The sequence below is a fragment of the Streptomyces nymphaeiformis genome, from assembly GCF_014203895.1.
Taxonomy (GTDB): domain Bacteria; phylum Actinomycetota; class Actinomycetes; order Streptomycetales; family Streptomycetaceae; genus Streptomyces; species Streptomyces nymphaeiformis.
Genome location: NZ_JACHJY010000013.1, coordinates 47,811 through 74,195, shown reverse-complemented (window position 1 = coordinate 74,195; position 26,385 = coordinate 47,811). Strand labels below are relative to the sequence as shown.

At 73.4% G+C, this 26,385-nt stretch carries 23 protein-coding genes; 8 read left to right on the top strand and 15 right to left on the bottom strand.

Features of this window, described 5'->3' with window-relative positions; genetic code table 11:
* Positions 1–13: 13 nt before the first annotated feature.
* From GGE06_RS36470 to GGE06_RS36430, 9 genes are all read right to left on the bottom strand, one after another.
* Positions 14–877, bottom strand: coding sequence for a DUF1295 domain-containing protein (locus tag GGE06_RS36470; RefSeq protein ID WP_184932801.1), 864 nt, complete (start codon positions 875–877; stop codon positions 14–16).
* 58 nt (positions 878–935) lie between these two features.
* Positions 936–2,246, bottom strand: a complete 1,311-nt coding sequence (locus tag GGE06_RS36465) for an SAM-dependent methyltransferase (protein WP_116163393.1) — start codon at positions 2,244–2,246, stop codon at positions 936–938.
* Positions 2,243–2,998, bottom strand: a complete 756-nt coding sequence (locus tag GGE06_RS36460) for a DUF1365 domain-containing protein (protein ID WP_184932800.1) — start codon at positions 2,996–2,998, stop codon at positions 2,243–2,245. The genes GGE06_RS36465 and GGE06_RS36460 overlap by 4 nt, the downstream gene beginning before the upstream one ends.
* A complete protein-coding gene (locus GGE06_RS36455; RefSeq protein WP_116163388.1) occupies positions 2,995–4,254 on the bottom strand; it encodes an NAD(P)/FAD-dependent oxidoreductase in 1,260 nt (419 codons plus the stop codon). The genes GGE06_RS36460 and GGE06_RS36455 overlap by 4 nt, the downstream gene beginning before the upstream one ends.
* A 94-nt stretch (positions 4,255–4,348) precedes the next feature.
* On the bottom strand, positions 4,349–4,966 hold the full coding sequence (locus GGE06_RS36450) for a sigma-70 family RNA polymerase sigma factor (RefSeq protein WP_184932799.1): 618 nt from the start codon (positions 4,964–4,966) through the stop codon (positions 4,349–4,351).
* 183 nt (positions 4,967–5,149) lie between these two features.
* Positions 5,150–6,523: a cryptochrome/photolyase family protein gene (locus GGE06_RS36445; protein WP_116163384.1), complete on the bottom strand. Its 1,374-nt coding sequence runs from the start codon at positions 6,521–6,523 to the stop codon at positions 5,150–5,152.
* Positions 6,524–6,643: 120 nt separating this feature from the next.
* Positions 6,644–8,716 carry an MMPL family transporter gene (locus GGE06_RS36440; RefSeq protein ID WP_184932798.1) on the bottom strand — a complete coding sequence of 691 codons (2,073 nt, stop codon included), beginning with the start codon at positions 8,714–8,716 and terminating at the stop codon, positions 6,644–6,646.
* Positions 8,717–8,854: 138 nt separating this feature from the next.
* Positions 8,855–9,343: a MarR family winged helix-turn-helix transcriptional regulator gene (locus GGE06_RS36435; protein WP_116163380.1), complete on the bottom strand. Its 489-nt coding sequence runs from the start codon at positions 9,341–9,343 to the stop codon at positions 8,855–8,857.
* Between the two features lie 134 nt (positions 9,344–9,477).
* The gene (locus tag GGE06_RS36430; RefSeq protein WP_184932797.1) at positions 9,478–11,007 is read right to left on the bottom strand and encodes an SDR family oxidoreductase; all 1,530 of its coding nucleotides are present in this window, start codon (positions 11,005–11,007) and stop codon (positions 9,478–9,480) included.
* Between the two features lie 260 nt (positions 11,008–11,267).
* Between GGE06_RS36430 and GGE06_RS36425 the strand changes: the two genes are divergently transcribed.
* The 4 genes from GGE06_RS36425 (at position 11,268) to GGE06_RS36410 (ending at position 14,050) form a co-directional block, all read left to right on the top strand.
* Positions 11,268–11,651 carry a VOC family protein gene (locus GGE06_RS36425; RefSeq protein WP_184932796.1) on the top strand — a complete coding sequence of 128 codons (384 nt, stop codon included), beginning with the start codon at positions 11,268–11,270 and terminating at the stop codon, positions 11,649–11,651.
* A gap of 102 nt (positions 11,652–11,753) precedes the next feature.
* Entirely contained in the window at positions 11,754–12,281 is a 528-nt protein-coding gene (locus GGE06_RS36420) for an NUDIX hydrolase family protein (protein ID WP_116163378.1), read from the top strand.
* Positions 12,282–12,370: 89 nt separating this feature from the next.
* The gene (locus GGE06_RS36415; RefSeq protein WP_184932795.1) at positions 12,371–13,039 is read left to right on the top strand and encodes a HEAT repeat domain-containing protein; all 669 of its coding nucleotides are present in this window, start codon (positions 12,371–12,373) and stop codon (positions 13,037–13,039) included.
* A 6-nt stretch (positions 13,040–13,045) separates the two neighbouring features.
* A complete protein-coding gene (locus GGE06_RS36410) occupies positions 13,046–14,050 on the top strand; it encodes a MerR family transcriptional regulator (RefSeq protein WP_116163376.1) in 1,005 nt (334 codons plus the stop codon).
* Positions 14,051–14,094: 44 nt separating this feature from the next.
* On the opposite strand, the gene GGE06_RS36405 is transcribed toward GGE06_RS36410, so the two are convergent.
* Positions 14,095–14,622 (bottom strand): dihydrofolate reductase, encoded by a 528-nt coding sequence (locus GGE06_RS36405; RefSeq protein WP_246532955.1) that lies wholly within the window; start codon positions 14,620–14,622, stop codon positions 14,095–14,097.
* Positions 14,619–15,416: a thymidylate synthase gene (locus GGE06_RS36400; RefSeq protein ID WP_116163369.1), complete on the bottom strand. Its 798-nt coding sequence runs from the start codon at positions 15,414–15,416 to the stop codon at positions 14,619–14,621. The genes GGE06_RS36405 and GGE06_RS36400 overlap by 4 nt, the downstream gene beginning before the upstream one ends.
* A gap of 81 nt (positions 15,417–15,497) precedes the next feature.
* On the opposite strand from GGE06_RS36400, the gene GGE06_RS36395 reads away from it, so the two are divergent.
* Entirely contained in the window at positions 15,498–17,054 is a 1,557-nt protein-coding gene (locus GGE06_RS36395) for a serine hydrolase (RefSeq protein WP_184932794.1), read from the top strand.
* Here GGE06_RS36395 and GGE06_RS36390 read toward each other — a convergent pair.
* Together GGE06_RS36390 and GGE06_RS36385 are read right to left on the bottom strand one after the other, a co-directional pair.
* The gene (locus tag GGE06_RS36390) at positions 17,045–18,661 is read right to left on the bottom strand and encodes a TROVE domain-containing protein (RefSeq protein ID WP_184932793.1); all 1,617 of its coding nucleotides are present in this window, start codon (positions 18,659–18,661) and stop codon (positions 17,045–17,047) included. The genes GGE06_RS36395 and GGE06_RS36390 overlap by 10 nt on opposite strands.
* A 265-nt stretch (positions 18,662–18,926) precedes the next feature.
* Positions 18,927–20,462: a DUF1349 domain-containing protein gene (locus GGE06_RS36385; protein ID WP_184932792.1), complete on the bottom strand. Its 1,536-nt coding sequence runs from the start codon at positions 20,460–20,462 to the stop codon at positions 18,927–18,929.
* A 118-nt stretch (positions 20,463–20,580) separates the two neighbouring features.
* On the opposite strand from GGE06_RS36385, the gene GGE06_RS36380 reads away from it, so the two are divergent.
* Both GGE06_RS36380 and GGE06_RS36375 read left to right on the top strand, forming a co-directional pair.
* The gene (locus tag GGE06_RS36380; RefSeq protein ID WP_184932791.1) at positions 20,581–21,741 is read left to right on the top strand and encodes a sensor histidine kinase; all 1,161 of its coding nucleotides are present in this window, start codon (positions 20,581–20,583) and stop codon (positions 21,739–21,741) included.
* Positions 21,738–22,409 carry a response regulator transcription factor gene (locus GGE06_RS36375; RefSeq protein WP_184932790.1) on the top strand — a complete coding sequence of 224 codons (672 nt, stop codon included), beginning with the start codon at positions 21,738–21,740 and terminating at the stop codon, positions 22,407–22,409. The genes GGE06_RS36380 and GGE06_RS36375 overlap by 4 nt, the downstream gene beginning before the upstream one ends.
* Here the strand turns inward: GGE06_RS36375 and GGE06_RS36370 are convergent.
* Positions 22,379–23,836, bottom strand: coding sequence for an MFS transporter (locus GGE06_RS36370; protein ID WP_116163352.1), 1,458 nt, complete (start codon positions 23,834–23,836; stop codon positions 22,379–22,381). The genes GGE06_RS36375 and GGE06_RS36370 overlap by 31 nt on opposite strands.
* 2 nt (positions 23,837–23,838) lie before the next feature.
* Entirely contained in the window at positions 23,839–25,101 is a 1,263-nt protein-coding gene (locus GGE06_RS36365) for a M20 metallopeptidase family protein (RefSeq protein WP_184932789.1), read from the bottom strand.
* 59 nt (positions 25,102–25,160) lie between these two features.
* On the opposite strand from GGE06_RS36365, the gene GGE06_RS43575 reads away from it, so the two are divergent.
* Positions 25,161–26,375, top strand: coding sequence for an Lrp/AsnC family transcriptional regulator (locus GGE06_RS43575; RefSeq protein WP_281402404.1), 1,215 nt, complete (start codon positions 25,161–25,163; stop codon positions 26,373–26,375).
* Positions 26,376–26,385: the final 10 nt, after the last annotated feature.

Here is a 26,385-nt window from a genome sequence, read left to right as displayed (position 1 = left end):
AGGGCGTCCTCCTCTACGGACGAGGAGGGCGCACCGGCCTCCCGGTCGGGCCGTCGTCCACCCGTTCCGCGTCCGGCAGCGGGCGGGGAGGCCGGGGGAGGAAGCCGCTCGTGCGCGCCTGATGGGCCGCGTACCCGGGGCGGCCGGCCATGTGGGCCTCCAGGAGCCGCTTTCCGCTGCCCCAGATCAGCAGGGCGCTCATGACGAGCGGGGAGACGAGGGTGAGGGCGGCGGTCCGCCAGGTGGCACAGGCCGTGAGGTACAGGCCCCACCACACGAGGAAGTCGCCGAAGTAGTTGGGGTGCCGGGTCCAGCTCCACAGCCCCTGGTCCATGACGCGGCCCCGGTTCGCCGGGTCGGCCTTGAACCGGGCGAGCTGCCGGTCCCCCACCGCTTCGAAGGCGAGGCCCACCGCCCACACGGCGAGGCCCACGCAGTCGGTCGCCGTCAGCGGTCCGGGCAGCAGGACCGCGACCTGGACCGGGAGGGAGACGAGCCACACGAGGGCGCCCTGGAGGAGGTACACCTTCCGCAGTGCGTGGAGGGTGGGGTTGCCGCGGGCGCGGGCGAGCATCCGGGCGTACCTGGGGTCCTCCCCGTGACCGCGCCCGCGGCGGGCGATGTGGGTCGCGAGCCGTAGTCCCCAGACGACGGTGGCGAGCGCGACGACGGTCCGGCGGACGTCGTCGCCGTGGCCGGCCGACAGGAGCCAGGCCACGACGGCGACGGCGGCGAAGGCGACGCCCCAGGCGATGTCGACGATCCGGTGCAGACGCTTCGCGGTGCCGATCGCGAAGGTGCCCAGCATGACCGTCAGCGCGGTGGCCGCCGAGGCGGCGAGGACGGGGCCGAGGGTCTCCGTGTCGACGCCGCTCATGGGCCCTCCCCGCGCCGACGGGCGGTGGCGGCGGACTCGGGCCTGCGGTCCACGGGGCTCATCCTGCGGCCTCCGAGTCGTCGGCCGTGAGCCGGAGTTGGAGGACGTCGAGGTAACGGGAGCGGAATCCGGCCTCGGAGTAGGCGAGGTAGAAATCCCACATGCGCCGGAAGACGGGGTCGAAGCCGAGCGCGGCCACGGCGGACTCCTCGCGGAGGAAGCGTGCGCGCCATTGGCGGAGGGTCTCGGCGTAGTGGTCGCCGTAGCTCGCCCGGTGGGTGATGCGCAGGCCGGCGGCGGCGCTCTCGCGTGCGATGGCCCGTGGGGAGGGGATCAGGCCGCCGGGGAAGACGTACTTGCTGATCCATGTGTGGGTTCGGGCGGTGGCGAGCATGCGTGCGTGCGGCATGGTGATGGCCTGGAGCGCGACGCGGCCGCCCGGAGCGAGGAGGCGGCGGAGCGCGGTGAAGTAGTCGGACCAGTACTCGGCGCCGACGGCCTCGATCATCTCGACGCTCACGATCGCGTCGTAACCGCCGCGGACCTGACGGTAGTCGAGCAGTTCGACGGTCACGCGGTCGTCGGCGCCGGCACGCGCGACTCGTCGGCGCGCGAGGGCGAGCTGTTCCTCGGAGAGGGTGACGGTGCGGACGCGGGCGCCCCGGGCGGCGGCACGGATCGCGAGTTCGCCCCAGCCGGTGCCGATCTCCAGGAGCTCGGTGCCCGGACCGGTCCCGGCCAGGTCGAGGAGCCGGTCGATCTTGCGGTGCTGGGCGGCGGTGAAGTGCGCGTCGGAGAGGATCCCGGGCTCTGCCCGGAGGGGGTCGAAGACTGCCGAGGAGTAGCTGAGACCGGGGTCGAGGAAGAGGGCGAAGAGCTCGTTGGAGAGGTCGTAGTGGCGGTGGACGTTCTCCCGCGCCCCGTCGGGCGTGTTGCGGTCGGCCACGGGCCTGTGCCGGACCCAGGCACCCCGGAACCGGTGCAGCGGGGCGGGAACGAGGTCGTCGACGTGGCGGGCGAGGACGGTGAGGACGCCGACGAGGTCGTCGGCGTCCCATTCACCGGCCATGTACGACTCGCCGAAGCCGATCAGTCCGCCGGCGCCGATCCGCCGGTGGAAGGCCTCCGGATCGTGGAGCACGAGGGTCGGCACGTCGCCGTCGGCGCCGGTCCGCCGGTTTCCGGGGGGCGCGCCCCGGCCGGTGCTCGTCCGCAGGGGCAGCCGGGCGAGCGCACGCTCCACGAGCCGGCGGGCGACGGCGGTGCGCACGGCGGAGGTGCGAGGCAGCCGGGCTACGTCGGGCCAGCGGTCCGGGTCCACCGGAACGCGGTCGGCGAACGGCGCGGCCTGCGGAAGGGAGAGGGTCACGGGGTGCCTTCCTGCGGGGCGGGGGCGGTACGGGGACGGGGGCGGACGCGGAGCCCCTTGAGGTAGAGCCGGATGCCGTGGCGACGGATGCCGAGGGAGACCGAGGCGGTCGACCAGGGGTGGCGGACCGCCGCCGCGAGCAGGGTGCTCGGGCGGGCGGGCCGACGGGTGCCGCGGACGGTGGCCGTCAGGGGGCGGGAGCCGTCCGTGTGGCGGAGCTGGACGGTCAGGTCGAGGCGGTCGCCGGGGAGCGGCAGCCGCATGCGGTAGGCGCCCTCGACGTCGAGGAACGGCGAGACGTAGAACTCCTTGGCCGTCACCGCACGGCCCCGTGCGTCGGGGTGCAGCAGATAGGTGTGGCGCCCGCCGTAGGTGTTGTGCACCTCGGCGACGACGCAGCGGGGGCGTCCGGCCCGGTCGTGGCACCAGTACAGGGTGAGTGGGTTGAAGACGTGTCCGAGGACGCGTGCGTGGGCGAGCATCAGCACCCGACCGTCCGCGTCCGCCACGCCGTGGGCCGCGAGGCAGGCCTCCAGGCCGGCCCGCAGGGTGGGGGCGCCGCCGTCGAAGTGGTCGGACGGGTCGAAGCGGGCGAGGGGGCGCAAGGGCCGGGGAAGGACGGGCAGGTCGTCGAGGTCGACCAGCCACAGGTACGTGCGGTGGCGGAGCGCGTGGCGGAGGGGGGTGACGCGGGTGTGGGCGACCTCGGTCTCGTAGAGGGCGGGGACGGGCGGTGGGGCTGCGCTGTTCATGAGGCGTCCGCTCCCAGGTGGCGGGCGGCCTCGACGCCGGAGCGGCAGCCGTCCTCGTGGAAGCCCCAGCCGTGGTAGGCGCCGGCGTAGGCGGTCACCGGGGTGCGCAGGGCGGGCAGAAGGCGCTGCGCGGCCACGGACTCGGGCGTGTGAACGGGGTGTTCGTACGTCATGCGGGCCAGGACGGTGGACTCGTCGACGCGGTCGCCGGGGTTGAGGGTGACGATGTGCGGTCGGCTGTCCGGGAGTCGCTGCAGCCGGTTCATGTCGTAGCTGACCTGGACGGATCCCGGGCGCGCCGTGCAGGAGGGCAGCCAGTAGTTCCAGGAGGCCCTGGCGTGCGGCGCGCGCGGCAGGAGGGTGGTGTCGCGGTGCAGGACCGTCGGGTTGCGGGAGTAGGTGAAGGCGCCGAGGACGCGCCGTTCGTGTGCGGTGGGATCGGCCAGGAGGCGCAGGGCCTGGTCGGGGTGGACGGCGATCACGACGGCGGCGTGTTCGGCCGCCTCGCCGTCGGCGGTGACGACGGTCGCGCGGTCGGCTCCGCGCACGACGGTGCGCACCGGGGTCGCGGTCCGTACGGAGGAGAGCCCCTTCGCGATCCGTTCGACGTAGGCGGCCGATCCGCCGGTGACGGTCTTCCACCGGGGCGATCCGGTCACGGAGAGCAGACCGTGGTGGTGGAGGAAGCGGAACAGGTACGCGGCCGGGTGGCGAAGGGCGGTGTCGGGGGCGCAGGACCAGACGGCGGAGACGAGGGGGATCGCGAAGTGGCCGACGAAGTGGGCGGAGAAGCGGTGGGCCCGCAGGAAGTCCCCGAGGGTCGATGTGGTGTCGTCGGCGGACATCAGGCGGCGCGCGAGCCGGTGGAAGCGGGGGACCTCGGCGAGCATCCGCAGGTGGCGGCCGCGGCGGGCGTTGCCGCCGCCGAGGAGGCCGCCGATCCCGCGCGCGCCGGCGTATTCCAGGCCGCATCCGTCACAGCGGACGGACATGCTCATCTCGGAGTCCTGCGTGGCGACGCCGAGTTCGCGGAAGAGGCGCAGGAGGTGGGGGTAGGTCCTCTCGTTGTGGACGATGAAGCCGGTGTCCACGTGGAGCGTCCCGCCCTCGGCGGCGGGCAGCTCGTGCGTGTGCGCGTGGCCGCCGAGCCGGTCCTCCGATTCGTACAGCACCACGTCGTGGACGCGGGACAGGAGATGGGCGGCGGTGAGTCCCGCCACCCCCGCTCCCACCACCGCGACGCTTCGTCCGTTCATCGTCTCCACCCCTTGTGCGTGCCGCCGGCCGGTCGAGGCGGCGGGCCTGTTTCGTGTCGGGTCTTCGGAGCCCCGGGCGGCCGTACGGGCCCGGTCAGCCGCCGGCGGCGGCGAGCTCCAGGCTGTGGCGCATGCGCTGGAGGCCGCGCCGCGCATGGCTCTTGACGGTGCCCAGGGGCAGGCCGGTGCGGGCGGCGATCTGCGTCTGGGTCAGGTCGGCGAAGTAGGCGAGTCGCAGCACGTCGCGCTGGACGCGGGGCAGTCTGGCCAGTTCGTCGGTGACGACCATCCGGTCGAGGAGCCGCTCGGGCTGATCGCCCGTCCGGGCCTCGTGCTCCAGGGTGGCCCCGAGGGTCGCCGCGAGCTCGGTGCGGCGGGTGCGGGCGGTCAGCGCGTCGGCGATCTTCCGGCGGGTGATGCCGGTGAGCCACGCCGGCAGGGGGCCGCGTTCGGGGCGGAAGTTGCCTCGTCCGCTCCACGCGGCGACGAACACCTGCTGGGTGACGTCCTCCGCCTCGCGGGGGTCCCCCAGTGCCCGGACCGCCAGGGTGTGGACCAGGCCGCCCCAGCGTCGGTAGGCCGCGGCCAGGCAGTGCTCGTCGCCGCGGACCAGGCCATGGGCGATCCAGTCGTCGCCGTCGCCGGGCGGCGTGTGACCGGGGGGCCGTTCCGACTGGCGGGCCGAGCAGCCGGTGAGCCGGTGTGCGGTCATGACGCTTCCCTCCTCGGGGCGGTGGTGTGGACGTCCACCGGGGGCTTGCCGCGGCGGGAGCGGCGTCGGGAGTTCACCGGCCCCGCACACCCTCACGGTCCGCCCCGCACACCCTTCGACGCAATTCGCATCGTTCTTGCATCGAAATCCCGGTGCGCACCGGTTCGGAGCGAGGACATCGGGTCAGGCCGCGCTCCGGGCCTGCCGGAACCGCTCCAGGGCCTCGGGGAGCTCGACCAGCGGGTCCGGGTAGTCGACCGACGCCCGGTCGAGTCCGGTGAGCCGCCAGGGCTCGTGGACGGCCGGTCCGTCGAGGTCCGCGAGCTCCGGAACCCAACGCCGGACGTAGCTGCCGTCGGGGTCGTACCGCTTGGCCTGCCGCACCGGGTTGAGGACGCGCTGCGGCCTGGTGTCCGTGCCCGTACCCGCCACCCACTGCCAGTTGAGCTGGTTGTTCGCGACGTCACCGTCCACCAGCAGCGACAGGAAGTGACGCGCCCCCTCCCTCCAGTCGATGTAGAGCGTCTTCACCAGGAAGGACGCGGTGATCAACCGGCCGCGGTTGTGCATCCATCCCTCGTGGGCGAGTTGCCGCATGGCGGCGTCGACGACGGGATAGCCGGTTCGTCCCTCCCGCCAGGCAGCGAGGTCCGCTTCGGCGTCGGCACCCCGCCTCCAACGGTCCTGACGCGGACGGTAGTCCGCGCCCGCCGCCTCGGGCCGCGCGGCCAGGACCTGGTGGTGGAAGTCGCGCCAGCACAGCTGGCGCACGAAGGCTTCGGCCCCCTCACCGCCGCGCCTGCCCGCCCGGTGCACCGCCTCGGTCGCGGAGACGGCACCGAAGTGGAGATGGGGCGAGAGGCGGGACGTGACGTCACCCGCCAGGTCGTCGTGGCGCTCCTGGTACGTGTCGAGATGCCGCGCGAGCCACGAGCCGAGCAGCCTGCGCCCCTCGCTCTCCCCGCCCACGGCGAGGCCGGGCGACACGTCCGCGACCGCGGAACGCCGCCGGATGCGCTCGGACCGCACGTCCGAGGGGACGCGCAGCGATGCGGGGGCGGACAGCGGCGTCCGGAGCGGCTCGGCGGTCCAGCGTCTGTAGTAGGGCGTGAACACCGCGAAGTGATCCGATCCGTGGGGAAGGACGTCGCCGGGTGGCACGACGGTGACCACGCCGTCGTGTACGTACAGCCGACAGCCGTCGTCCTCCAGCGCCTTGCGCAGTCGTGCCTCCCGTTCCCTGGCGAAGGCCGTCACGCCGGCGGCCATGTGCACCTCGTCGGCCCCCGTCTGCCGCACCAGGGTCCGCACCTCGGACACCGTGTCGCCCTCCCGCACCACGAGGCGGCCGCCGCGGTCCGCCAGCCCGCGGTCCAGGTCCGCGAGGCAGTCGGCGAGGAAGGCCAGCCGGTTGGGGGCCGCGAACCCCGCGCGGTCCACGGCCGGGTCGCGGACGAACAGCGGAACCACTTCCTGCGCTCCTTCGAGCGCGGCCCTCAGCGGCGGATGGTCGTGGACCCTGAGGTCTGCGGTGTACAGAACGACGGAGACGGTCATCGCGCCCTCCCTGTTCGGACGCCGGTCGCGAACGGGTCGCGTCGGCGTACTGGTTTCGGACTCCTGCATCCGCGGTTCCCCGAAACCCCGCGCGGCGGATGCACCCGCCGCGGCCGGCAGTCAGGGGCGGTGCCTCAGCGAGCCCGGCCACCAGACCGCTGGGCCGATGTCCCGGACGAGGGCGGGAACCAGGAGCGAGCGGACCACGAGGGTGTCGAGCAGGACGCCGAAGGCCACGATGAAGGCGATCTGGACCAGGAACGCCAGCGGGATGACGCCCAGTGCGGCGAAGGTGGCGGCGAGGACGACGCCGGCCGAGGTGATGACCCCGCCCGTGGCGACCAGCCCGCGGCGCATTCCCTCGCGCGTGCCGTGCACGGTCGTCTCCTCGCGCACCCGCGACATGAGGAAGATGTTGTAGTCGACACCGAGGGCGACCAGGAAGACGAATCCGTACAAGGGGACGGCCGAGTCGGTTCCGGTGAACCCGAAGACGTGCTCGAACACGAGGGCGGAGACGCCCAGCGTGGCCAGGAAGTTGAGCCCCACCGTCGCCACCAGCAGCACGGGCAGCAGCAGGGAGCGCAGCAGGCCGACGAGGATCACCAGGATGATCGCCAGCACGACCGGGACGATGAGCGCCCTGTCCCGTTCGGCCGTGACCCTGGTGTCGTACTGCTGGGCGGTGTAGCCGCCGACGAGGGCGTCGCCTCCCGGTACGGCGTGCACCGTGGCGCGCAGGCGCGCCACGGTGTCCTTGGCCGCATCGGAGTCCGCGGCGTCCTCGAGGGTGACGTCGATCCGGACACGCCGGTCCGCGACGAGCGGCCGTGCGGTGCCGGGAGCGGCGAAGAACGTCGCGGAGTCGACTCCGTCGACCTCCTGCGCGGCGGTGCGCACCTCCTGGGCGGCCGCCTCGTCGGCGATGACGACGGCGGGGTTGCCCGCGCCCCCGGGGAAGTGCTCGCCCAGGCGCGCCTGGGCGGCGACGGAGGGGGCGTCGTTGACGAAGATCTCGTCCAGCGGGACTCCCTTCGACGCGAGCGCGGGAGAGAAGGCGGCGCAGAGGAGCAGAGCGGCGAGGGCGACGGCCCAGACCTTGCGGGGTGCGCGGTCGACGAGGGACGCGACCTTGCGCCAGACGGGATGCGCCTCGCCGTCGGCCGTCGCCTTAAGGCGGGCCGGCCAGTACGCGGCCCGCCCGAGCAGGACCAGGGCCGCGGGGAGGAAGGTCACCGCGCTGAGGACGGCGCAGGCGATGCCGATGGCGCCGACGGGGCCGAGCGCCCGGTTGTTGGTGAGATCGCTGAGCAGCAGGGCGAGCAGGCCGAGCGCGACCGTGGCGGCGCTGGCCGTGACCGGGCCGACGGACTGCCTCAGGGCGGCGCGCATGGCCGGAACCCTGTCCCCGTCGCGTGCGCCGAGCTCCTCCCGGTAGCGGGCGGCCAGCAGGAGGGCGTAGTCCGTCGCCGCGCCGATCACGAGGATGGACAGGATGCCCTGCACCTGGCCGTCGACCCGGACGAGGTCGTGGTCCGCCAGGACGTAGACGACGGCGCAGGCCAGGCCGAGGGCGAAGACGGCACCGACGATGATCAGCAGCGGCAGCAGGACGCTCCGGTAGACCAGGAGGAGGATCACCAGGACGGTCACCAGCGCGACGACGAGGAGGAGGCCGTCGATGCCGGCGAAGGCGTCGCGGAGGTCCTCCTGCGTCGCGGCGGGACCGGCCAGCCATGCCTCGGTCCCCTGCACGGCGGACACCGCGGCCTCGATCTCGTCCAGCGTCGCGGGCAGTTCGTCGCCGAGGTCGGGGCGGAGCTGGACGATTCCCCGCAGGGCCTCGCCGTCCTCGGACGGGAACGCCGGGGTGGGGGCTCCCACCACGCCGTGCGCGCCCTTGAGGGCGGTCAGGGCCCGCGTGGCGGCCGCCTGCGCCGACGGGGGGACGCGCCCGCCTCCCTCGGCGGTCCAGACGACCAGGGCCGGCAGGGTCTCCTCCTGACGGAAGGCCTCCTGCTCCCGCAGGACCAGGGTGGATTCCGCGGTACGCGGCAGGAAGGCGGACTGGTCGTTGGTCGCCACGTCGCCGAGCCTGCCGGCGTAGGGACCGAGCCCTCCCCCGATGACGAGCCACGCGACCAGCACCAGCAGCGGCAGCAGTCTGCTCACCCACCGGAGGGATGAGGGCATGGGAACTCCTCGCAATGTCTCTCGACGATTGATTATCTCAATGATCGAGAGAGATTGAAGCACGGACACAGGGAGGGAACACCGCCGGGCGTGACGTCCGGACGGCCGCGCCGGCGGGGCGAACCGCGGCGGGCAGCGTCAGCTGCGGGGCGCGCGCAGCTCGCCGAGCTCCTCGTTCAGGGCGTCGAGGTACCTCAGGACGACTGCGAGCTCGTCCTCCGTGAACCGGTCGCGCGCACGGTCCGCCGCCTGCGCGAGCGGCATGAAGTGGGTCCGTGCCGCTGCCCGGGCCCCCGGAACGTAGTGGATGCGTACGACGCGCCGGTCGTCGTCGGCCCTGCTGCGACGGATGTGACCGGCCTTCTCCAGACGGTCGAGGCAGGCGGTGACCGCTCCGGAGGTCAGACCGAGATGCTCCCTCAGCAGTCCCGGGGTGGCCGTATCGGGATGGTCGAGCACGAACGAGAGCGCGTGGACGTCGGTGGGATGCAGGTTCTCGGTGGACGCGAAGCCGTGGACCAGACGGTTCACCTCTCCGACGGTCCGGCGCAGCGCGACCGCGAACTTCTGCAGATCGGCCCTGCTCCCGTCGTCCGCCACGATCGCCCCCGCATGCCCGTCGTCCACCCGGCCAGCCTATGCGGACGTCGTGACGGACACGGAACCGACTCGGCGCCGGGACGGGTCCCGGACCGTCGCGCCGCGCGGGCCGGTGTCCTCGGGCGCGTCCGGTGCTCGCGCGGAGCCGCGTTCGCCCGGTGTCAGTGATCACCTCCGCTCCCGGTGCGCCCCGGCGCTCGCTCCGTCTCGGCGGTCCGGGCGATGTTCCTGGCCATGCCGCCGAAGACCACGGCGTGGAACGGGGCCACGCTCCACCAGTACGTCTGCCCCGCGAGGCCTCTGGGGTGGAAGAGCGCCCTCTGCCGGTACGAGGTCCGGCCCCGTTCGTCCTGGTCGACGGCCATCTCCAGCCACGCGAGGCCCGGCAGGCGCATCTCCGCCCGGAGGCGCAGGAGGCGTCCGCGGTCGATCTCCTCGACGCGCCAGAAGTCCAGCGCGTCACCGACCCGGAGACGCGCCGCGTCCCGGCGGCCCCGGCGCAGTCCCACTCCCCCGACGAAGCGGTCCGCCCAGCCCCGGACGGCCCAGGCCAGCGGGAAGGAGTACCAGCCGTTCTCCCCGCCCACGCCCTCGATGACGCGCCACAGCGACTCCGGGCTCGCGTCGACGGTGCGCGTCCGTTCGTCCGTGTACAGGCTGCCGCCCGCCCAGTCCGGGTCGGTCGGCAGCGGATCGCTCGGCGCCCCCGGCGGCGAGGCCGAGGTCCAGCGGGTGGTGACCCGCGCTTCGCGCACGCGGCGCAGGGCGAGCCGCAGGGACTCCTCGAAGGGGATGGGCCTCCCGGGGCCGTCCGGAACGTACCGCGTGATGTCGTTCTCGGTGCAGACCACCTCGTGCCGGAGCGATTCGGTGAGCGGCCGGGCCAGGGAGGCCGGGACCGGCGTGACGAGACCGATCCACTGGCTGGACAGCCTCGGCGTCAGGACCGGCACGGGGACGATCAGGCGTGTGCGGAGCCCGGCGACCTGTGCGTACAGCACCATCATCTTCCGGTAGGTGAGCACGTCGGGGCCGCCGATGTCGAAGGTCCGGCTGACGTCGGGGGGCATGCCGGCGCTCCCCACCAGGTACCGCAGCACGTCGCGGACCGCGATGGGCTGGACCCTGCTGCCGACCCAGCTCGGCGTGACCATGACCGGCAGCCGTTCGGTCAGGTACCGCAGCATCTCGAAGGAGGCCGATCCGGAGCCGATGACGACGGCGGCCCGCAGCACGGTGGTCGGGACGCCCGAGTCGAGGAGGATGCGGCCCACCTCGGCACGGGAGCGCAGGTGGGGCGAGAGCTCGTCGTCCCTCGCCCCGAGGGGAGCGAGGCCGCCCAGGTAGACGATGCGCCGGATCCCGGCGGAGCGGGCCTCCGCGGCGAAGGTGCGGGCGGCGAGCCGGTCGGTGTCCTCGAAGTCCGCCGTCGAGCTCATGGAGTGCACGAGGTAGTACGCGACGTCGACGCCGGCGAACGCCTCGCGGAGGCTCGCCGCGTCGGTGACGTCCCCGCGCACCGTCTCCGCACGGTCGGCCCAGGGGAAGTCGCGGAGCTTGTCCGGGTGCCGCGCGAGACAGCGCACGCGAAAGCCGCCGTCGAGCAGTTCCGGGACGAGGCGGCCCCCGATGTAGCCGCTCGCGCCGGTGACAAGGCACCGGACGCCCTCGGACGGTGTGGGAGTGTCCATGCGCTGATCCGTTTCGCCGATCGCCGTGGCGTACACGCCCTGTGCCACTTCTTCCCCGGCGTGGCGGCACTCGGATGCGGGGAGCGGGATGTGCCCGGGGCGGGCCCCGGCGCATCGGCCTTCCTCACGCGTGGGGGAGGTGAGGGCCTCCCGAACCCGGTGGAACACGTGTCGCGGGGGACCGCCGCCGCGCCCAACCCGGTTTCCCGGGTGCCGATATGACAGCACGTCATCATGAGTCGACACGTACACTCGTGGACATGGCATGCCGCATCACCGAACTGGTCCTCGACTGCGCCGATCCCGAGCGGCTCGCCGCGTTCTGGAGCGAGGTCCTCGGGTACGTCGAGATCGGCCGGGAGGACGACGGAAGCATCCAGATCGGACCGCCCGGCGCCGGCTGGGGCGGGCCGCAGCCCACCCTGCTCCTCAGCCTCAGCAGCGACCCGCGGGCCGGGAAGCTCCCCCTGCACATCGACGTCAACGCCACCGACCGCGACCAGGACGCGGAGCTGGAGCGCCTGCTCGCCCTCGGTGCCAAGACCGCCGACGTCGGCCAGGACTCCACCGTCAGCTGGCACGTCCTCGCCGACCCGGAGGGCAACGAGTTCTGCCTGCTGCGGACCCGGATCAAGCCCCTCTGACCGCCCCTCCCACGGCGGCCACCCCGAACTCCCACCCGGCTGGCAGACACGCTGCCCGGGGCCGAAGCGCGACCCGGAAAGTATGATCAAGCGATGTCTGACATGACTGAGACCACGCCCGGCTGGCTGACCGCGGACGAACTGGGCACGGCCAGGGCCCGGATGCCGATCCTCTACGTCGAGGCCGTCCCCGTGCGCGTGGACGACAGCGGCGAGGTCACCAGCATCGGACTGCTCCTGCGGATCGGCGCGGAGGGGACGATCAGCCGCACCCTGGTGTCCGGCCGTGTCATGTACCACGAGCGGGTCCGTGACGCACTCCTCCGCCACCTGGAGAAGGACCTCGGCCCCGTGGCCCTGCCGCGCGTCCCCGCCTCCCTGCAGCCCTTCACCGTCGCCGAGTACTTCCCCACGGCCGGCGTCACCGCCTTCCACGACCCGCGCCAGCACGCCGTGTCCCTGGCGTACATCGTCCCGGTCACCGGCGACTGCCGCCCGCGGCAGGACGCCCTCGACCTGGTGTGGTTCAGCCCGCAGGAGGCGGCCTCCCCTGCCGTGCAGAACGAGATGCCGGGCGGCCGGGGAACGCTCCTCAAGCAGGCCCTCGCCCACATCGGACACACCTACTGAACCCCGCTCCCCCGCAGGGCCGCCCGCGCGGCCTCGTTTGACCTTGACACGGTGACAAGGTCTTCACTGTGGCCCAGGAGGTGGTCCCGATGACCATGACGAACGAGGGCACGACGGTGATGCGGGCTCTGCGGGGGCTCGACGACGACAGCGCGTCGGTCCGGCTGCGGGCGGCGCTCGCGGTGGGCACGGCGCCCGACTCGCGGTACGTCGACGGGCTCGTCGGGCGGTGCGCGATCGAGCCCGACTTCCAGGTCCGCGAAATGCTCACCTGGGCCCTCACCCGCCACGCGTCCGCGCTGACGCTCCCCCGGCTCCTCGGCGAGCTCCGCTCGGACCGGGCCCAGGCGCGCAGCCAGGCCCTGCACACGCTGTCCAAGATCGGCGACGGGCGGGCCTGGCCGGCGATCACCCGGGAGCTCCTGACCGACGCCGACGACGAGGTGGCACGGAGCGCCTGGCGGGCGGCCGTCGTACTCGTCCCCGAAGGCGAGGGGCCCGAGCTGGCCGGAACGCTGGCGAGCCAGCTCGGGCGCGGCGGGCGGGAGACGCAGCTGAGCCTGAGCAGGGCGCTGATCGCGCTCGGCGAGGCGATGACACCGGTCCTGCGCGCGGCCGTGTCGGATTCCCGTCCCCACGTGCGCCGGCACGCGATCGCCACGGAGAAGCTGTCGCGCGACCCGGACGCCGGCTTCGACTTCGCGATCGAGGAGGCCAAGCGGATCGTGGCCCTCGGCCCGACCGGCCAGGAGGAGTGAGAGCCCGTGTTGATCGGTGATGTCGCGCGGCACTCCGGGGTCAGTGCCCGCATGCTCCGGCACTACGAGTCCCTCGGCCTGGTGCGGCCGACAGGTCGTACGGGCGGCGGCTACCGGGAGTACTCCGACGCGGACATCCGGCGCGTCTTCCACATCGAGAGCCTGCGCTCCCTGGGGCTCTCGCTGCGGGAGGTCGGGCGTGCGCTCGACGATCCCGGTTTCGCGCCCGCGGAGCTCGTCGCCGATCTCGTCCGGCAGACGCGCGCACGCATCGCGGCCGAGACGGAGCTGCTCACGCGGCTGCGCCGGATCGACTCCGCGGAACCCGCCGGCTGGCAGGACGTCCTCCAGATCGTCGCGCTCCTCCAGGCCCTCGGGTCGAAGAGCCCCGAGAGGAGGCAGCGCGCGGCCCTGTCCTCCGCCGAGGAGGCCCCGGTGCCGGTGGAGGCACTGGTCGAGGCGGTGCTGAGCGAGACGGACCCGAGCGTGGCGGGGGCCCTCCGCTGGGCCCTCGCACGATCGGGCGAGGCCGGGCTGCCGCTCCTCGCCCGTGGGCTCGGCTCACGGCAGGCCGATGTGCGGACACGCGCGGTCCGGTCCATCGTCGAGATCCCCGGCGACCGGGCGACGGAGCTGCTGCGGGAGGCGCTCGCGGCCGACGACGCCGCGGTGCGGAGGTACGCAGCCCTGGAGCTGGGGGTACGGGGCGCGGACGAGGCCGTCCCCACGCTCCTCGACATGATCGTCGAGGAGGTGAACGACGTGCCCGCGGCCGACGCGCTGGGCGCCCTGGCGAGCCGTCCCGCGCGCGCGGACCGGATCACCGGCCTGCTCGTGGACCGCCTCGCCCACGAGGACACGCTGCCGCCCGCGCGCCTCCGCCTCGTTCAGGCCCTCGCGGACATCCCGGGAAGCACGGCGTCCCACGCCCTCGCGGACCTGTCCCAGGACGAGGACCGCGCGGTCGCGCTGACCGCCACGTACGTCCTCGGGATTCGCGAGGAACGCTGACGGCCAGGGCGACCCCCTGGCCCACAAAGGGGCGTAACGGCTGATTACGGACGGTCGTACCGGCGGATCCGGTACCGCAGGCCCGTCGTGGAGTCCTGCCAGCCGGTGTCCTCCGAGAGCCGCCAGTCGGCGTCGAGGGCCGGGGCGTAGGTGTCGCCGGCCGTCGGGCTGTCGACCTCCGTCACCGAGAGCGTCGTGGCGTGGGGCAGGGTGGCTCGGTAGATCTCGCCACCGCCGATCACCCAGGCGGCACCGCCGCCCGGCTCCTGCGACCCGGCCGCCAGGTCGAGCGCCGCCTCGATCGACCCGGCGCGCTCCGCGCCCTCGGCCGTCCACTCCGCGTCGCGCGTCACCACGATGTTGCGGCGGCCGACGAGGGGGCGGAAGCGCGGGGGCAGCGAGTCCCAGGTCTTGCGGCCCATGATCACGGGGTGGCCGAGGGTGGTCGCCTTGAAGTGCGCCATGTCCTCGGGGAGCCGCCACGGGATGGCGTTGTCGGCGCCGATCACCCCGTCGGTGGTCTGCGCCCAGATGAGCCCGATGGCCGTACGGTCGTGCATGCGCTCGCTCATACGGCGACCGGAGCCTTGATCGCCGGGTGGTGCTGGTAGCCCACGATCTCCACGTCGGCGTAGGCGTAGTCGAACAGCGAGTCGGCCTTGTGCAGCTTCAGCTCGGGGAACTCGTACGGCGTGCGCGAGAGCTGCTCGGTGACCTGCTCCACGTGGTTGTCGTAGATGTGGCAGTCGCCGCCGGTCCAGATGAAGTCGCCCGGTTCGAGGCCGGTCTGCTGCGCCACCATGTGGGTGAGGAGGGCGTAGCTGGCGATGTTGAACGGGACGCCGAGGAAGAGGTCCGCACTGCGCTGGTACAGCTGGCAGGAGAGCCTGCCGTCCGCGACGTAGAACTGGAAGAAGGCGTGGCAGGGGGCGAGCGCCATCCGGTCGAGCTCGGCGACGTTCCAGGCGGACACGATCATCCGGCGGGAGTCGGGGTCGCGGTTCAGGGTGTCGAGGAGCTGGCTGATCTGGTCGATGTGCCGGCCGTCGGGGGTGGGCCAGGAGCGCCACTGCACGCCGTAGACGGGGCCGAGCTCGCCCTTGTCGTCGGCCCACTCGTCCCAGATGCTGACGCCGTTCTCCTGGAGCCAGCCGACGTTCGAGTCGCCGCGGAGGAACCACAGCAGCTCGTACACGATGGACTTGAGGTGCACCTTCTTGGTGGTGACCAGCGGGAAGCCCTGCGAGAGGTCGTAGCGGAGCTGGTGCCCGAAGACACTCCGGGTGCCTGTGCCCGTTCGGTCGGCCTTGGCCGTTCCGGAGGTGAGCACCATTTTCAACAAGTCTTCGTACTGGGTATCCGCCACGGTCGTCGAGTCTACCGCCGGCCACGGAGCGACCCCGACCGGCAGCGCGACAGGCGTCCCCGCAGAGCTTTGAATGGAAGTATGAGCACCGTTCGATGGCTTGCCGCGGCAGGACTGGCGGCAGCTCTTGTAGGCGCCGCAGCACCCAGCCCCACGCCGCCTCCCCCGCAACCCCCGCCCCAGCTCGACGACGCGGACGTGCAACGTGCCGTCGACCAGCTCGACGGAGTCGTCAAGGAGGCCATGCAGCGCACCGGCGTGCCGGGTGTCGCCGTCGGAGTCGTCCACGACGGCAAGGTCATCTACCTGAAGGGCTTCGGCGTGCGGAAGGTCGGCGAGAGCGCCACCGTCGACGCCGACACCGTGTTCCAGCTGGCCTCCGTGTCGAAGCCGGTCGCCTCCACCGTGATGGCCGGAGCCATCGGTGTCGACGGCTGGGCGAAGCCGGTCGCCCCGAACCTGCCGGACTTCGCGCTCAAGGACCCGTGGGTCACCTCCCACGTGACGGCCGCCGACCTGTTCGCGCACCGCAGCGGCCTCCCCGACCACGCGGGGGACCTGCTCGAAGACCTCGGCTACGACCGCGCGTACGTCCTGTCCCATCTGCGCTACGAGCCCCTCACCCCGTTCCGTGCCAGCTACGCATACACCAACTTCGGCCTCACGGCCGCCGCTCAGGCGGTCGCCAACGAGAAGGGCGTGTCCTGGGAGAAGCTCTCCGACGACACGCTCTACAAGCCGGCCGGCATGAACTCCACCAGTTCCCGGTTCGACGACTTCGCGAACGCCACCGACCGGGCCTGGGGCCACGCCAAGGTCGACGGCGCCTGGAAGGCCGAGTTCGTACGGCAGCCGGACGCCCAGTCCCCCGCCGGCGGAGTCAGCTCCAGTGCCCGTGACATGACCACCTGGCTGAAGCTGCAGCTCGGCAACGGCAAGCTCGACGGCAAGCAGATCATCAACGCCGACGCCCTGGAGCGCACCCACTGGCCCGAGTCGGTGTCGAACCCGCCGCACGCCCCGGCCGGGCGGACCGGCTTCTACGGCCTGGGCTGGAACGTGAGTTACGACGACGAGGGCCGGCTCAGGCTCTCGCACACCGGAGGGTTCGAGCTGGGCGCGCACACCAACGTGACGATGCTGCCCGGCGAGCAGCTCGGCATCGTCGTCCTGACCAACGCCTCACCGGTCGGGGTCGCCGACGCCGTCGCCCTCGACTTCTTCGACATCGCGCAGACCGGCAAGGTCAGCCGTGACTGGATCCCGCTCGTGGACTCGGTGTACCAGCAGCAGACGGACGCGCTCCGGTCGAAGACCGACTACGCCCACCCGCCGTCCGGCGCGGCGCCCGCGCAGGCCGCGGACACGTACGCGGGCACGTTCGAGAACTCCTACTACGGCCGCGCGAAGGTCGTCGCCGGCACGGACGGCACCCTGACGCTCCAACTGGGCCCGAAGCCGCAGTCGTACCGGCTCACGCACTACGACGGCAACACGTTCAGCTTCCAGACGGCCGGCGAGAACGCCGTGGGGCCCACCGGGGTCACCTTCACCCCGGACGGAAAGTCCTTCACCGTCGAATACCTGAACCACGAGGGCCTGGGCACGTTCACCCGTAGCACCTCCGATCAGGGCTGATCGGCCGTCCACGGCCAGGCGGCCTCGCGGCGGGCCTCGATGAGACCGACCATGCGGAAGGCGGCGTCCGTGAGGCCGCCGAAGGTGTGGCGGTGGGGGCCCGTGGGGCCGTGGGCGGGCCGGTAACCCGCCAGGTTCCAGGTGTAGACCGGGACGTCGGCCGGGACGGGTTCGGTCGGTCCGACGGGCTCGTGGGCGGCGACCTGCTCGTCGGTGACGATCAGGACCCGGTCGTGCTCCTTGTAGTGCTTCCGGATCGCCTTCGTGGTGTAGGTGCCTCCGAGGCTCCGGAAGCGCTTCAGCACGTCGAGCACCGGCTCGTCCGCCGTGAACGGCACCTCGGCGCTGCCCCAGCCGAACTCCACGAGGTCCGCCTGCTCGGCCCGCACGGCCAGCGCGGTGCCGAACACGGCCGCCGCGTCGGCACGGGTGAGCGTGGACCGCTCGGAGACGGTGTCCCAGAACATGGAGTCGGACCGGTCCACGAGGATCAGGGTCCGGCCGGGCAGGGAGGGCACGTTGGCCAGGGAGTGGGCCAGTGCCCGTTCCAGCGGGGCCGCCCAGCGCGGCGACGGCGCGTGCCGGTGGGCGGCCAGGTAGCGGAAGGGGAACTGCCGCGAGCGGGCGACCTCGGCGGCGTCCGAGAGGCGCCCGGCGACGAGGGCGGCGACCTCGTCCGAGACCCCCGCCTCGTCGAAGTTCCGCAGGTTCCTCAGGAGCGCCATCGGCCCCATCGCGGGGATCACGGCCTCCCAGACGGCGGCGTCCATCGGGCCGTGGAGCCAGCCCGCCAGGGCCTCCCACGTCATGCCCGCCGCGGCGAGCCGCTCGGAGCCGCCCGGCCCGGTCACCACGGCCCGCCGCTCGCCGACGGGCGTCTCCATCAGGGCCCGGTGAGCGGTCAGGAGGTGGTCGGACGCCGGCGGAAGCGCTCGCTCCGGGTGGTGGCGGCGGTCCAGGGCGTACCGGAAGAGCGCGCCCTGCCAGGGCTTGGCCGGGTCGGGCGAGGCGTGCACCAGGTTGAGGACGTCGCCGAAGCGGAACTCCCGGAGCCCCTTCGCGGCGGTGTCGTACTTGAGCAGGGACCGGGACGTGTAGAGGCGGCGTACGCCGTCGGCGATGCCCCGCTTCACGGGCTGCGGCACGGTGCGCCCGTACGTCGCGATCCAGTGGGCGAGCAGTTCGCCGGGCTCGTCGGCGCGCTGGAGCACGGAGTCGATCACGGACCTGTTGGAGGGGCCTCCGCACGCCCCGGCCTCCAGCCGGGCCCGGACGTACGCGGCGGCGCCGACCAGGGACGCCGTCCGCATGTTGCCCTCGGCGCGCAGCCAGCGCAGCAGACCGGCCGTCCATTCGGGGTCCTCGACGGCGAGTTCACCGACGAGTCGGGTGAACCGGGAGTCCCGTTCCTCGCCGCTCTCGTAGAAGGTCCGCTGCGAGACGAAGTTGCCGACGGCGAGGAGGAAGAGCTCGTCGCGGGGCTCCCGGACGAAGGCCGGACCGGAGGCGTGGGTGCGGAACTCCGGTCCTGCGGGCCTGTGGTGGAGCCGTGGTGACGACGGGGGCATGGCGCGGGCGGCGGCCGAGACGTGCGGGGCCACGAGCATCTCGGACCAGACCTTGGAGACGCGTGGGGTGTGACGAGGCAGTGAATCCCCCCGGATTCAAAGGATCGGACGGCCCCGGCCACGACGGCGGGCGGGGCGGGCCCCCGGGCGCCATGCCCGGCGGGGCGAACACGCGCCCGCGCCTGCCGAGATCAGAAGTGGCGGCGGCGTCACTTGGTTTCGGAAGGAAGTAGCCGCAGCCGAGCGCATCGGAGGCGCGGTCGCGAAGCCAACGTACAAGGCACGCCGGCCGTCGCACCAGCGATTATCGCCACGCCTTCGCTTGCCGCGTCCCGCCCGCCTGCCGTCGGCGCAGGGCGAGGCCCAGAAGCAGCGCCGCGTACGCGCCCAGGACGGCGACGCCCGCCCACCAGGGAAGGGGGTAGTAGCCGGCGGAGGGCGCGTAGTGGGCGGTCACCTGCGGGTATGCGACGAGGGTCTGCCGGGTGGCGAAGCCGGCGGCCGGGGTGACGCGCAGAAGCCACTGTGAGAGGCCGTCGGGGAGCAGCGGGAACGAGGTCGCCACGTACGGGAGCAGGATCGTCAGGACGGCGACGGGGGTCGCGGTCCGGGCCCGTCGCAGCAGGGCGCCGAGCGCGAGGGCGAGGACGGCGGCGAGGGCGAGGGCGGCGGCCGTGCCCGCGACGACACGCGCTCCGGTGAGCGCGGACACCTCGATGACGGGAATGCCGTTCCCCTTCAGGATCCCCCTGCCGACGGGCATCACGACGCCGAGGGCGAGGAGGCCGGTGACGAACGTGACGGCCGCCAGGACGATCGCCTTCGCCGCGAGTTCCGCGCGGGTCACCGGCGCGCCCCCGGTGGCTTCGCGGCGGTGCGCGGAGGTGGCGAGCCGCACCGCGACCACGAGGACGACGAGCAGCGCGAGGGCCAGGCCGCCGAGGGTGCTCTCCGCGGGGCGGGCGCCGTCCTCGGCGCCCGCCGGGCCGATGTCGCCGGAACCGGTGACGGTGATCGTGCCGTTCTTCACGACCGCGCCGGCGGGCGTGTAGTACTTCTCCCAGTCCGTCCGGTTCGCCTCGCCGACGGTGTCGCTCCGCCATCGCGCGGCCGGGTCCGCGCCCTCGACGCCGACGTGGTCGAAGACGCCGCCGGTCTGGGTCCAGCGCACCTGCTCCGTGGTGCCGCCGATCCCGACGGGCCGCAGGGTCAGGTCACCGGGAGAGGTGGCGAACAGCCCGACCTGCGCGGTCCCGGAAAGCCCCGGCAGCCGTGCCGTGCCGACCTTCGTCCAGTGCTCGCCGTCGGCGGACTCGTGGCCCGTGACGGTGTCGCCCGACCGGGTCAGCCGCAGCCAGCGCGGTGCCCGGGCCGAGACCCCGCCGCCGCTGCCCGCGACGTCGTGGCGGTAGTCGTACTGCATGCGTACGCCGTGGCTGCCGGTGACCATCAGCGCCGCGTACGAGGATCCGGGGCGCACGCCGTCCTTGACGATGATCCCGGCCTTCGCCCAGGGCACGAGGCCCGGGACGATCTGGTCGTGGTGCGGCGGCGGGTAGGTGATGGTGCCCCGCATGGACGTCAGCCGGACCGTGATGCCGCCGTTCTCGCCCAGGTCCCGGTGCAGGAAGGAGAACTGGTCGTGGACGAGGGCGCCGTCGGGCCCGGTCGGAGGGGCGTCGCAGAGGCCGTCGCAGGAGGCGTGGTTGCCGAACGCGTACAGCAGGCCGAGGACGACGACGGCGAGGGCGGCGGTCGCCATGGCGATCAGCCGGCCGGGGCGTCGGAAGGCGGTCCACTCCCGGTGGACCGCGTGGAGAATGTCGTTGGTCGAATGCATGACAACGGTTCTACGGATGCTGGCATGACGTGGTCCGAACCGTGCCTGTCACTTCGCTGTTAGGTGCGACGGTGCATGCTGGGTCCGGCCGGGCGGACACGGGAAGAGGAGCGCGGGCATGCTGCGGGGCGGAACGGTCGGACGGCGCTTCACCCTCTTGTACGCCGCGGGGTTCCTCGGGTCCGGGATCGCGCTGCTCGCCCTGACGTACCTGATGTCCGGTGTCCGGCTCTCCGCACCCGCGGACCCGTCCGCCGAACCCCGGACCGCGCAGGAGCAGATCCGCGATCTGCAGGCGCAGCTCGCGGACGTGCACGGGCGGCAGGAGCACCGGTGGGTCCTCGCCTCGCTCGTCGCCCTGGTGGTGATGGCGGGACTCTCGCTCGTACTCGGCCGCCTCCTGGCCGGACGGGTCCTGCGCCCGCTCCGGCTCATCACGGCGGCGACGCGGCGGATCTCCGCGGAGAACCTGCACGAGCGGCTGGCCGTGACCGGGCCGGCCGACGAGGTGAAGGAGCTCGCCGACACCGTCGACGGCCTCCTCGAACGTCTGGAGGCCTCGTTCGTCGCGCAGCGCCGCTTCGTCGGCAACGCCTCGCACGAGCTGCGTACACCGCTGGCGACGATGCGGGCCTCACTGGACGTGGCCGCGGCCAAACCCGACCCCGCCGCGCAGACCCTCGCTCTCGCCGGCCGCATCCGGACCGAACTCGACCGCGTGGACCACCTGCTCGACGGCTTCCTCCTCCTCGCCCGGGCCGAGCACGGCGCCTTCGCCGACCGGACCCTCGTGGCGCTGGACGGGCTCGCGCGGGAGGCACTGGACGCCCGCGCCCCCGACATCTCCGCGAAGGGCCTCGCGGTCCACGCCGAGGTACGGCCGACGGTCCGGACGCGCGGCAGCGCGGCGCTGCTGTCCCGGATGGTGCAGAACCTCGTCGACAACGCGATCGCGCACAACGAGGAGAACGGCTGGATCCGGGTCACCACGGACGGGGACGGCGGCGCCGGGGCACGGCTGGTCGTCGAGACCGGCGGGCACGTACTGGACCAGGACGAAGTCGACCGGCTGGGAAGGCCGTTCGAGCGGCTCGGCGCCGCCCGTACCGGATCGGAGGCGAGTTCGGGCCTGGGCCTGTCGATCGTGGCCGCGATCGTCGGCGCGCACGGCGGCCGCCTCGTACTCCTGGCCCGTCCGGAGGGCGGCCTGCGCGTCACGGTGACGCTGCCGTCCGCGGCCCCGGAGCACGGCACGGTGACGGTGGAGGCGACGGCGTGAGGATTCTGGTCGTGGAGGACGCGCGGTCGCTCGCCGAGGTCGTCGCGGAGGGGCTGCGGGACCAGGGGATGGCCGTCGACCTCGCGTACGACGGTCTGGCGGCCGCGGCCAAGCTCGACGTGAACGCGTACGACGTGGTGGTTCTCGACCGGGATCTGCCCGGCATCCACGGTGACGCGCTCTGCCAGATGATCACCGGGCGGGACGACCGTCCGATGGTGCTGATGCTGACCGCCGCCGGGGCGCCCGGCGACCGGGTCAGCGGTCTCACGCTCGGGGCCGACGACTACCTCGCCAAGCCCTTCCACTTCCCCGAACTGGTGCTGCGCGTCCGGTCCCTGGCCCGCCGCAGGCCGGCCGCCCGCGCCCGTACGCTGCGCGCCGCCGGTGTCGAACTCGACCCGGTGCGCCGCACCGCCCTCCGGGACGGCCGCCCGCTCGCCCTGTCCGTCAAGGAGTTCGCCGTCCTGGAGGTGCTCCTGCGGTCCAGTCCGGGGTTCCTGAGCGCCGAGGACCTCCTGGAGCAGGTGTGGGACGAGAACGCCGATCCGTTCACGAACACGGTGACCGTCACCGTCGGGCGGCTGCGCAGGAAGCTGGGCGGCCCGCCGGTCATCACGACGACGACGGGGGTGGGTTACCGCATCGCGGACGCTCCGGCCGGCTGAGGGGGCTCCGGTGCCTCGCGGCGGCGGGCCAGTGCGCTCAGGCCTGCGGCGAGCAGCGCGCAGAGGGCTCCGGCGAGCCAGACGGCGCGGTAGCCGTTCTCGCCGGGATGCCCGGTCGCCGGGGAGGTGAACGCGCCCAGGAGCGAGGCGAAGACACCTCCGGCGACCGCGCCTCCGAGGGTCTTGATGTTGTTGTAGAGGGCGGCCGCGATGCCGGTACGGGACAGGTCCGAGGCCTCGACGATCACGGTCGGCATGGCGCCGAGCGCCAGACCGATGCCGAGGCCGAGGAGGGAGGACCCCGCCGCCATGTGCCACACCTCCTCGTGGAACACGGCGTACTGGAGGAACGCCGCCGCCACCAGGAGGAACGCCGTGACCAGGGTGGGGCGGTAGCCGAGGCGCCGCGCGACGGCCGCGGTGGCGAAGGAGCCGAGGACGGCGGTGAGGTAGCCGGGCAGCGAGACGAGCGAGATCGCCAGGGCGGACATCCCGAATCCGTACCCGGTGGCCGCCGGATCGGCGGCGAAGAAGGTGGCGTTGGGGGCCTGGCTGCCGAAGTAGAAGATGCCGAAGAGGAACGCGCCCAGGTAGAAGGGGGCCGCGTCGCGGCCGGCGAGGGCCCTGAGGTCCACCAGCGGTTCCGCGGCGCGCAGTTCCACGAGGGCCCAGGCCGTCAGCAGGACGGCGCCGAGGAGGACCGGGCCGAGGACCGCGAGGCTGCTCAGGGCTCCGTTCTTCGCGGCGCCGACACCGCCGAGCAGGGCGAGTACGGCCGTGCTGAGCAGCGTCACCCCGGGCCAGTCGACGCGGCCGCTCGCCCGGCGGGTGGACTCGGGCACGGCGACGAAGGAGACCGGTACGCAGATCAGGGCGAGCACCGCGGGTACGAGGAGGACCTGGCGCAGGTCGCCCGCGGCGGAGTGGAGCAGTCCCATCGCCACGCCGCCCACGAGGGAGCCGAGGGCCAGCGAGCCGACGAGGAGGGCGATGGCCCGGCGCGCTCCGGCGACGGGGAGCCGGTCCCGTACGAGCGCGATCTCCAGGGGCAGCAGCGCGGCGAGCGGCCCTTGGAGGAGCCGCCCGGCGAGGACGAGCTGGTAGGTGTCCGCGAGCGCCACGAGCAGGGTGCCGGTGGCGGTGAGGGCGAGCGCGATCCGGAGCATGCGGCGGTGGCCGTGGAGGTCGCCGAGGCGTCCGAAGAGCGGCACGCACACGGCGGCCGCGAGGAGTTGGACGGAGACGATCCAGTTGGTGTCGACGGCGTCGACGCCCAGGTGTGCGGCGAGGTCGGGCAGGAGCGGGGCGATGCCGGCCTGGACGAATCCGCTGGTGAGCTCGAAGAGGACGAGCAGACCGACGACCGCGGTGACGGCGGGCGCGGGCCGCTCCGTGACCGGCCCTCTCGGTGTCGTGGTGGGGGTCATGGTCACTCCTGCGCGGTGAGGGCGAGGCGGCGGAGGGCGAGCCCTGCCAGGAGGGCCGCGGCGTGGGGCAGTGCGCCGTCGTCGTAGACGGCCTGCGGCGAGTGGTTCATCGGGGCGGTCGCGGGGTCGGTGCCGACGGGGCAGGCGCCGAGCCCGAGGAACGCGCCGGGCACCTCGCGCAGGACGAAGGAGAAGTCCTCCGAGCCGGCCATCGGCGTGGGCGCGGGGAGGACCCGGTCCTCGCCGAGGACGTCCCGGGCGGTGTCGAGGGCGAACGCGGCCTCGCCGTCGTGGTTGACGGTCGGCGGGTACTGGTGGACGTAGTCGATGTCCGCGCGGACGCCGTGGGCGGCGGCGAGGCCGTGCACGGTCCGTTCGAACGCGGCGCGGACGGTGGCGCGCGAGGCGTCGGAGAAGGTCCGGACGGTGGCGGAGAAGCGGCCCGACTCGGGGATGACGTTGGGCGCGGTGCCGGCCTCCAGGCGGCCGACGGTGACGACGGCCGGGTCGAAGATGTCGATCTCGCGCGTGACCAGGGTCTGCAGGGCGGTGACCATCGCGCACAGCGCGGGCACGGGGTCGACGGCGGCGTGCGGGGACGAGCCGTGGCCGCCCTCGCCGCGGACGGTGACGTGGACCGTGTCGGAGGCCGCGAGCATGGGTCCCGGCCGGGTGGCGGCGTAGCCGGTCGGGGCGCCCCGGGAGACGACGTGCAGGGCGTACGCGGCGACGACCCGCTCTCCGGCGGCGTCGAGCACTCCCTCGTCGATCATGATCTTCGCGCCGCCCTGGCCCTCCTCGCCCGGCTGGAACATGAACACGACGTCTCCGGCGAGCTGTTCGCGGCGGGCCGCGAGGAGGTGCGCGGCTCCGACGAGGCCGGCGGTGTGCAGGTCGTGTCCGCAGGCGTGCATCCGACCGTCGACGACGGAGGCGTACGGGACGCCGGTGTCCTCCTGGACGGGGAGGGCGTCCATGTCGCCGCGGAGCAGGACCGCCGGTCGGGTGGGTCCGCCGCGGGGAGCCGCCTGTCCGGGGTGTCCGCCGCGCGGAAGTGCCGGTCCGGGGCTTCCGCCGCGCAGGACGGCCGTGACGGAGCTGAGGGCCCGGCCCGGGGTGATCTCCAGGCCCAGCCCGTCGAGCGCGGCGATCACCTTCGCCTGGGTGAGGGGGAGGTCGAGGCCCAGTTCCGGTTCCCGGTGCAGGGAGTGGCGCAGTGCGGTCAGGACGGGGGCCAGGGCGTGTGCGTCGTGCAGCAGATCCATGGGGGGTATCGTGGCCATCCGCCTCAATGACAGAGATCATCCGCAGGAAACCACCGTTCATGAGCATTCCGCTGCTGGAATCGGCCACCGCCTCCGACGTTCTCGACGAGCTCGACCACCTGCTGATCACCGCGCTGCAGACCTCGCCGAGGGCCCGGTGGGAGCGGATCGGCGCGGCCGTCGGCGTGGACGCGTCGACGGTGGCGCGCCGCTGGAAGCGGCTGACCGAGGCCGGTCACGCCTGGATGAGCTGCCATCCGGCGGGGATCGGCCCCACTCCGCCGACCGTGGCCGTCATCGAGGTCGACTGTGTCTCCGGGAGCCTGCACGAGGTGGCCGCCGCCATCGTGGACGACCCGCATCTGATCACCATCGACCACGTCACCGGCTCCCGGGACCTGGTCCTGACGGCGGCGTTCCCCGACCAGGTGGCGCTGGCCCGCTATGTGGGCCTCCGGCTCGAGGCCCTTCCCGGTGTCGCCGCGACCCGCTCGCAGATCGCCTCGACCGTGCACGCCGTCGGCAGCCGGTGGCGGCTCGACCGGCTCGCGCCGGGGAGCCGGGAGGACCTGGCGCGGGACGCGTCGGGCGGCGGCGCCGGCGGCGGTCGGGGTACGTCCTCCGGAGGCGGCAGCAGAGGCCGGGGCCTGTCCTCCGGAGGCGGCAGCAGCGGCCGGGGCCTGTCCTCCGGTGGCGGCGCCGGTATCGGCCGGGGCCTGCCCTCCGCCGACGACCTGGACCTCCAGCTGCTCGACCTGCTCGCGCAGGACTGCCGGCAGTCGGTCGCGGCGCTCGCCCGGAGCAGCGGGGCCAGTGCGAGCACGGTACGGCGGCGGCTCGACCGCTTCCACCGCGCGGACGCCCTCGTCTACCGCTGCGAGGTGGCCCGTTACCTGTCCGGCTGGCCGGTCGCGGTCACCTTCTGGGGCGTCACGCCGCCCGACGCGACGGCCCGGATCACCGCGCAGCTCATCTCGCAGCGCGAGACGCGCCTCTGCGCCTCGCTCTCCGGCCCGCACAACCTGCTGCTGACGGTCTGGCTGCGCTCGGTGGAGGACCTGCCGTCCTTCGAGGCCCGGCTGTACGCGCGCTTCCCCGAACTCACCGTCACCGACCGGGCCGTGACGCTCTGGCCCCTCAAGCTGGCCGGCCAGATCCTCGACCCGCGGGGCCGCCGCATCCGGGGCGTACCCGTGGCCTTCTGGCACGACCCGGCCGTCGAACGCTCGGAGGCGGACCTGATCCGCCGCCTCGCGACACCCCGCTCACGCTGAGCACGGGCGC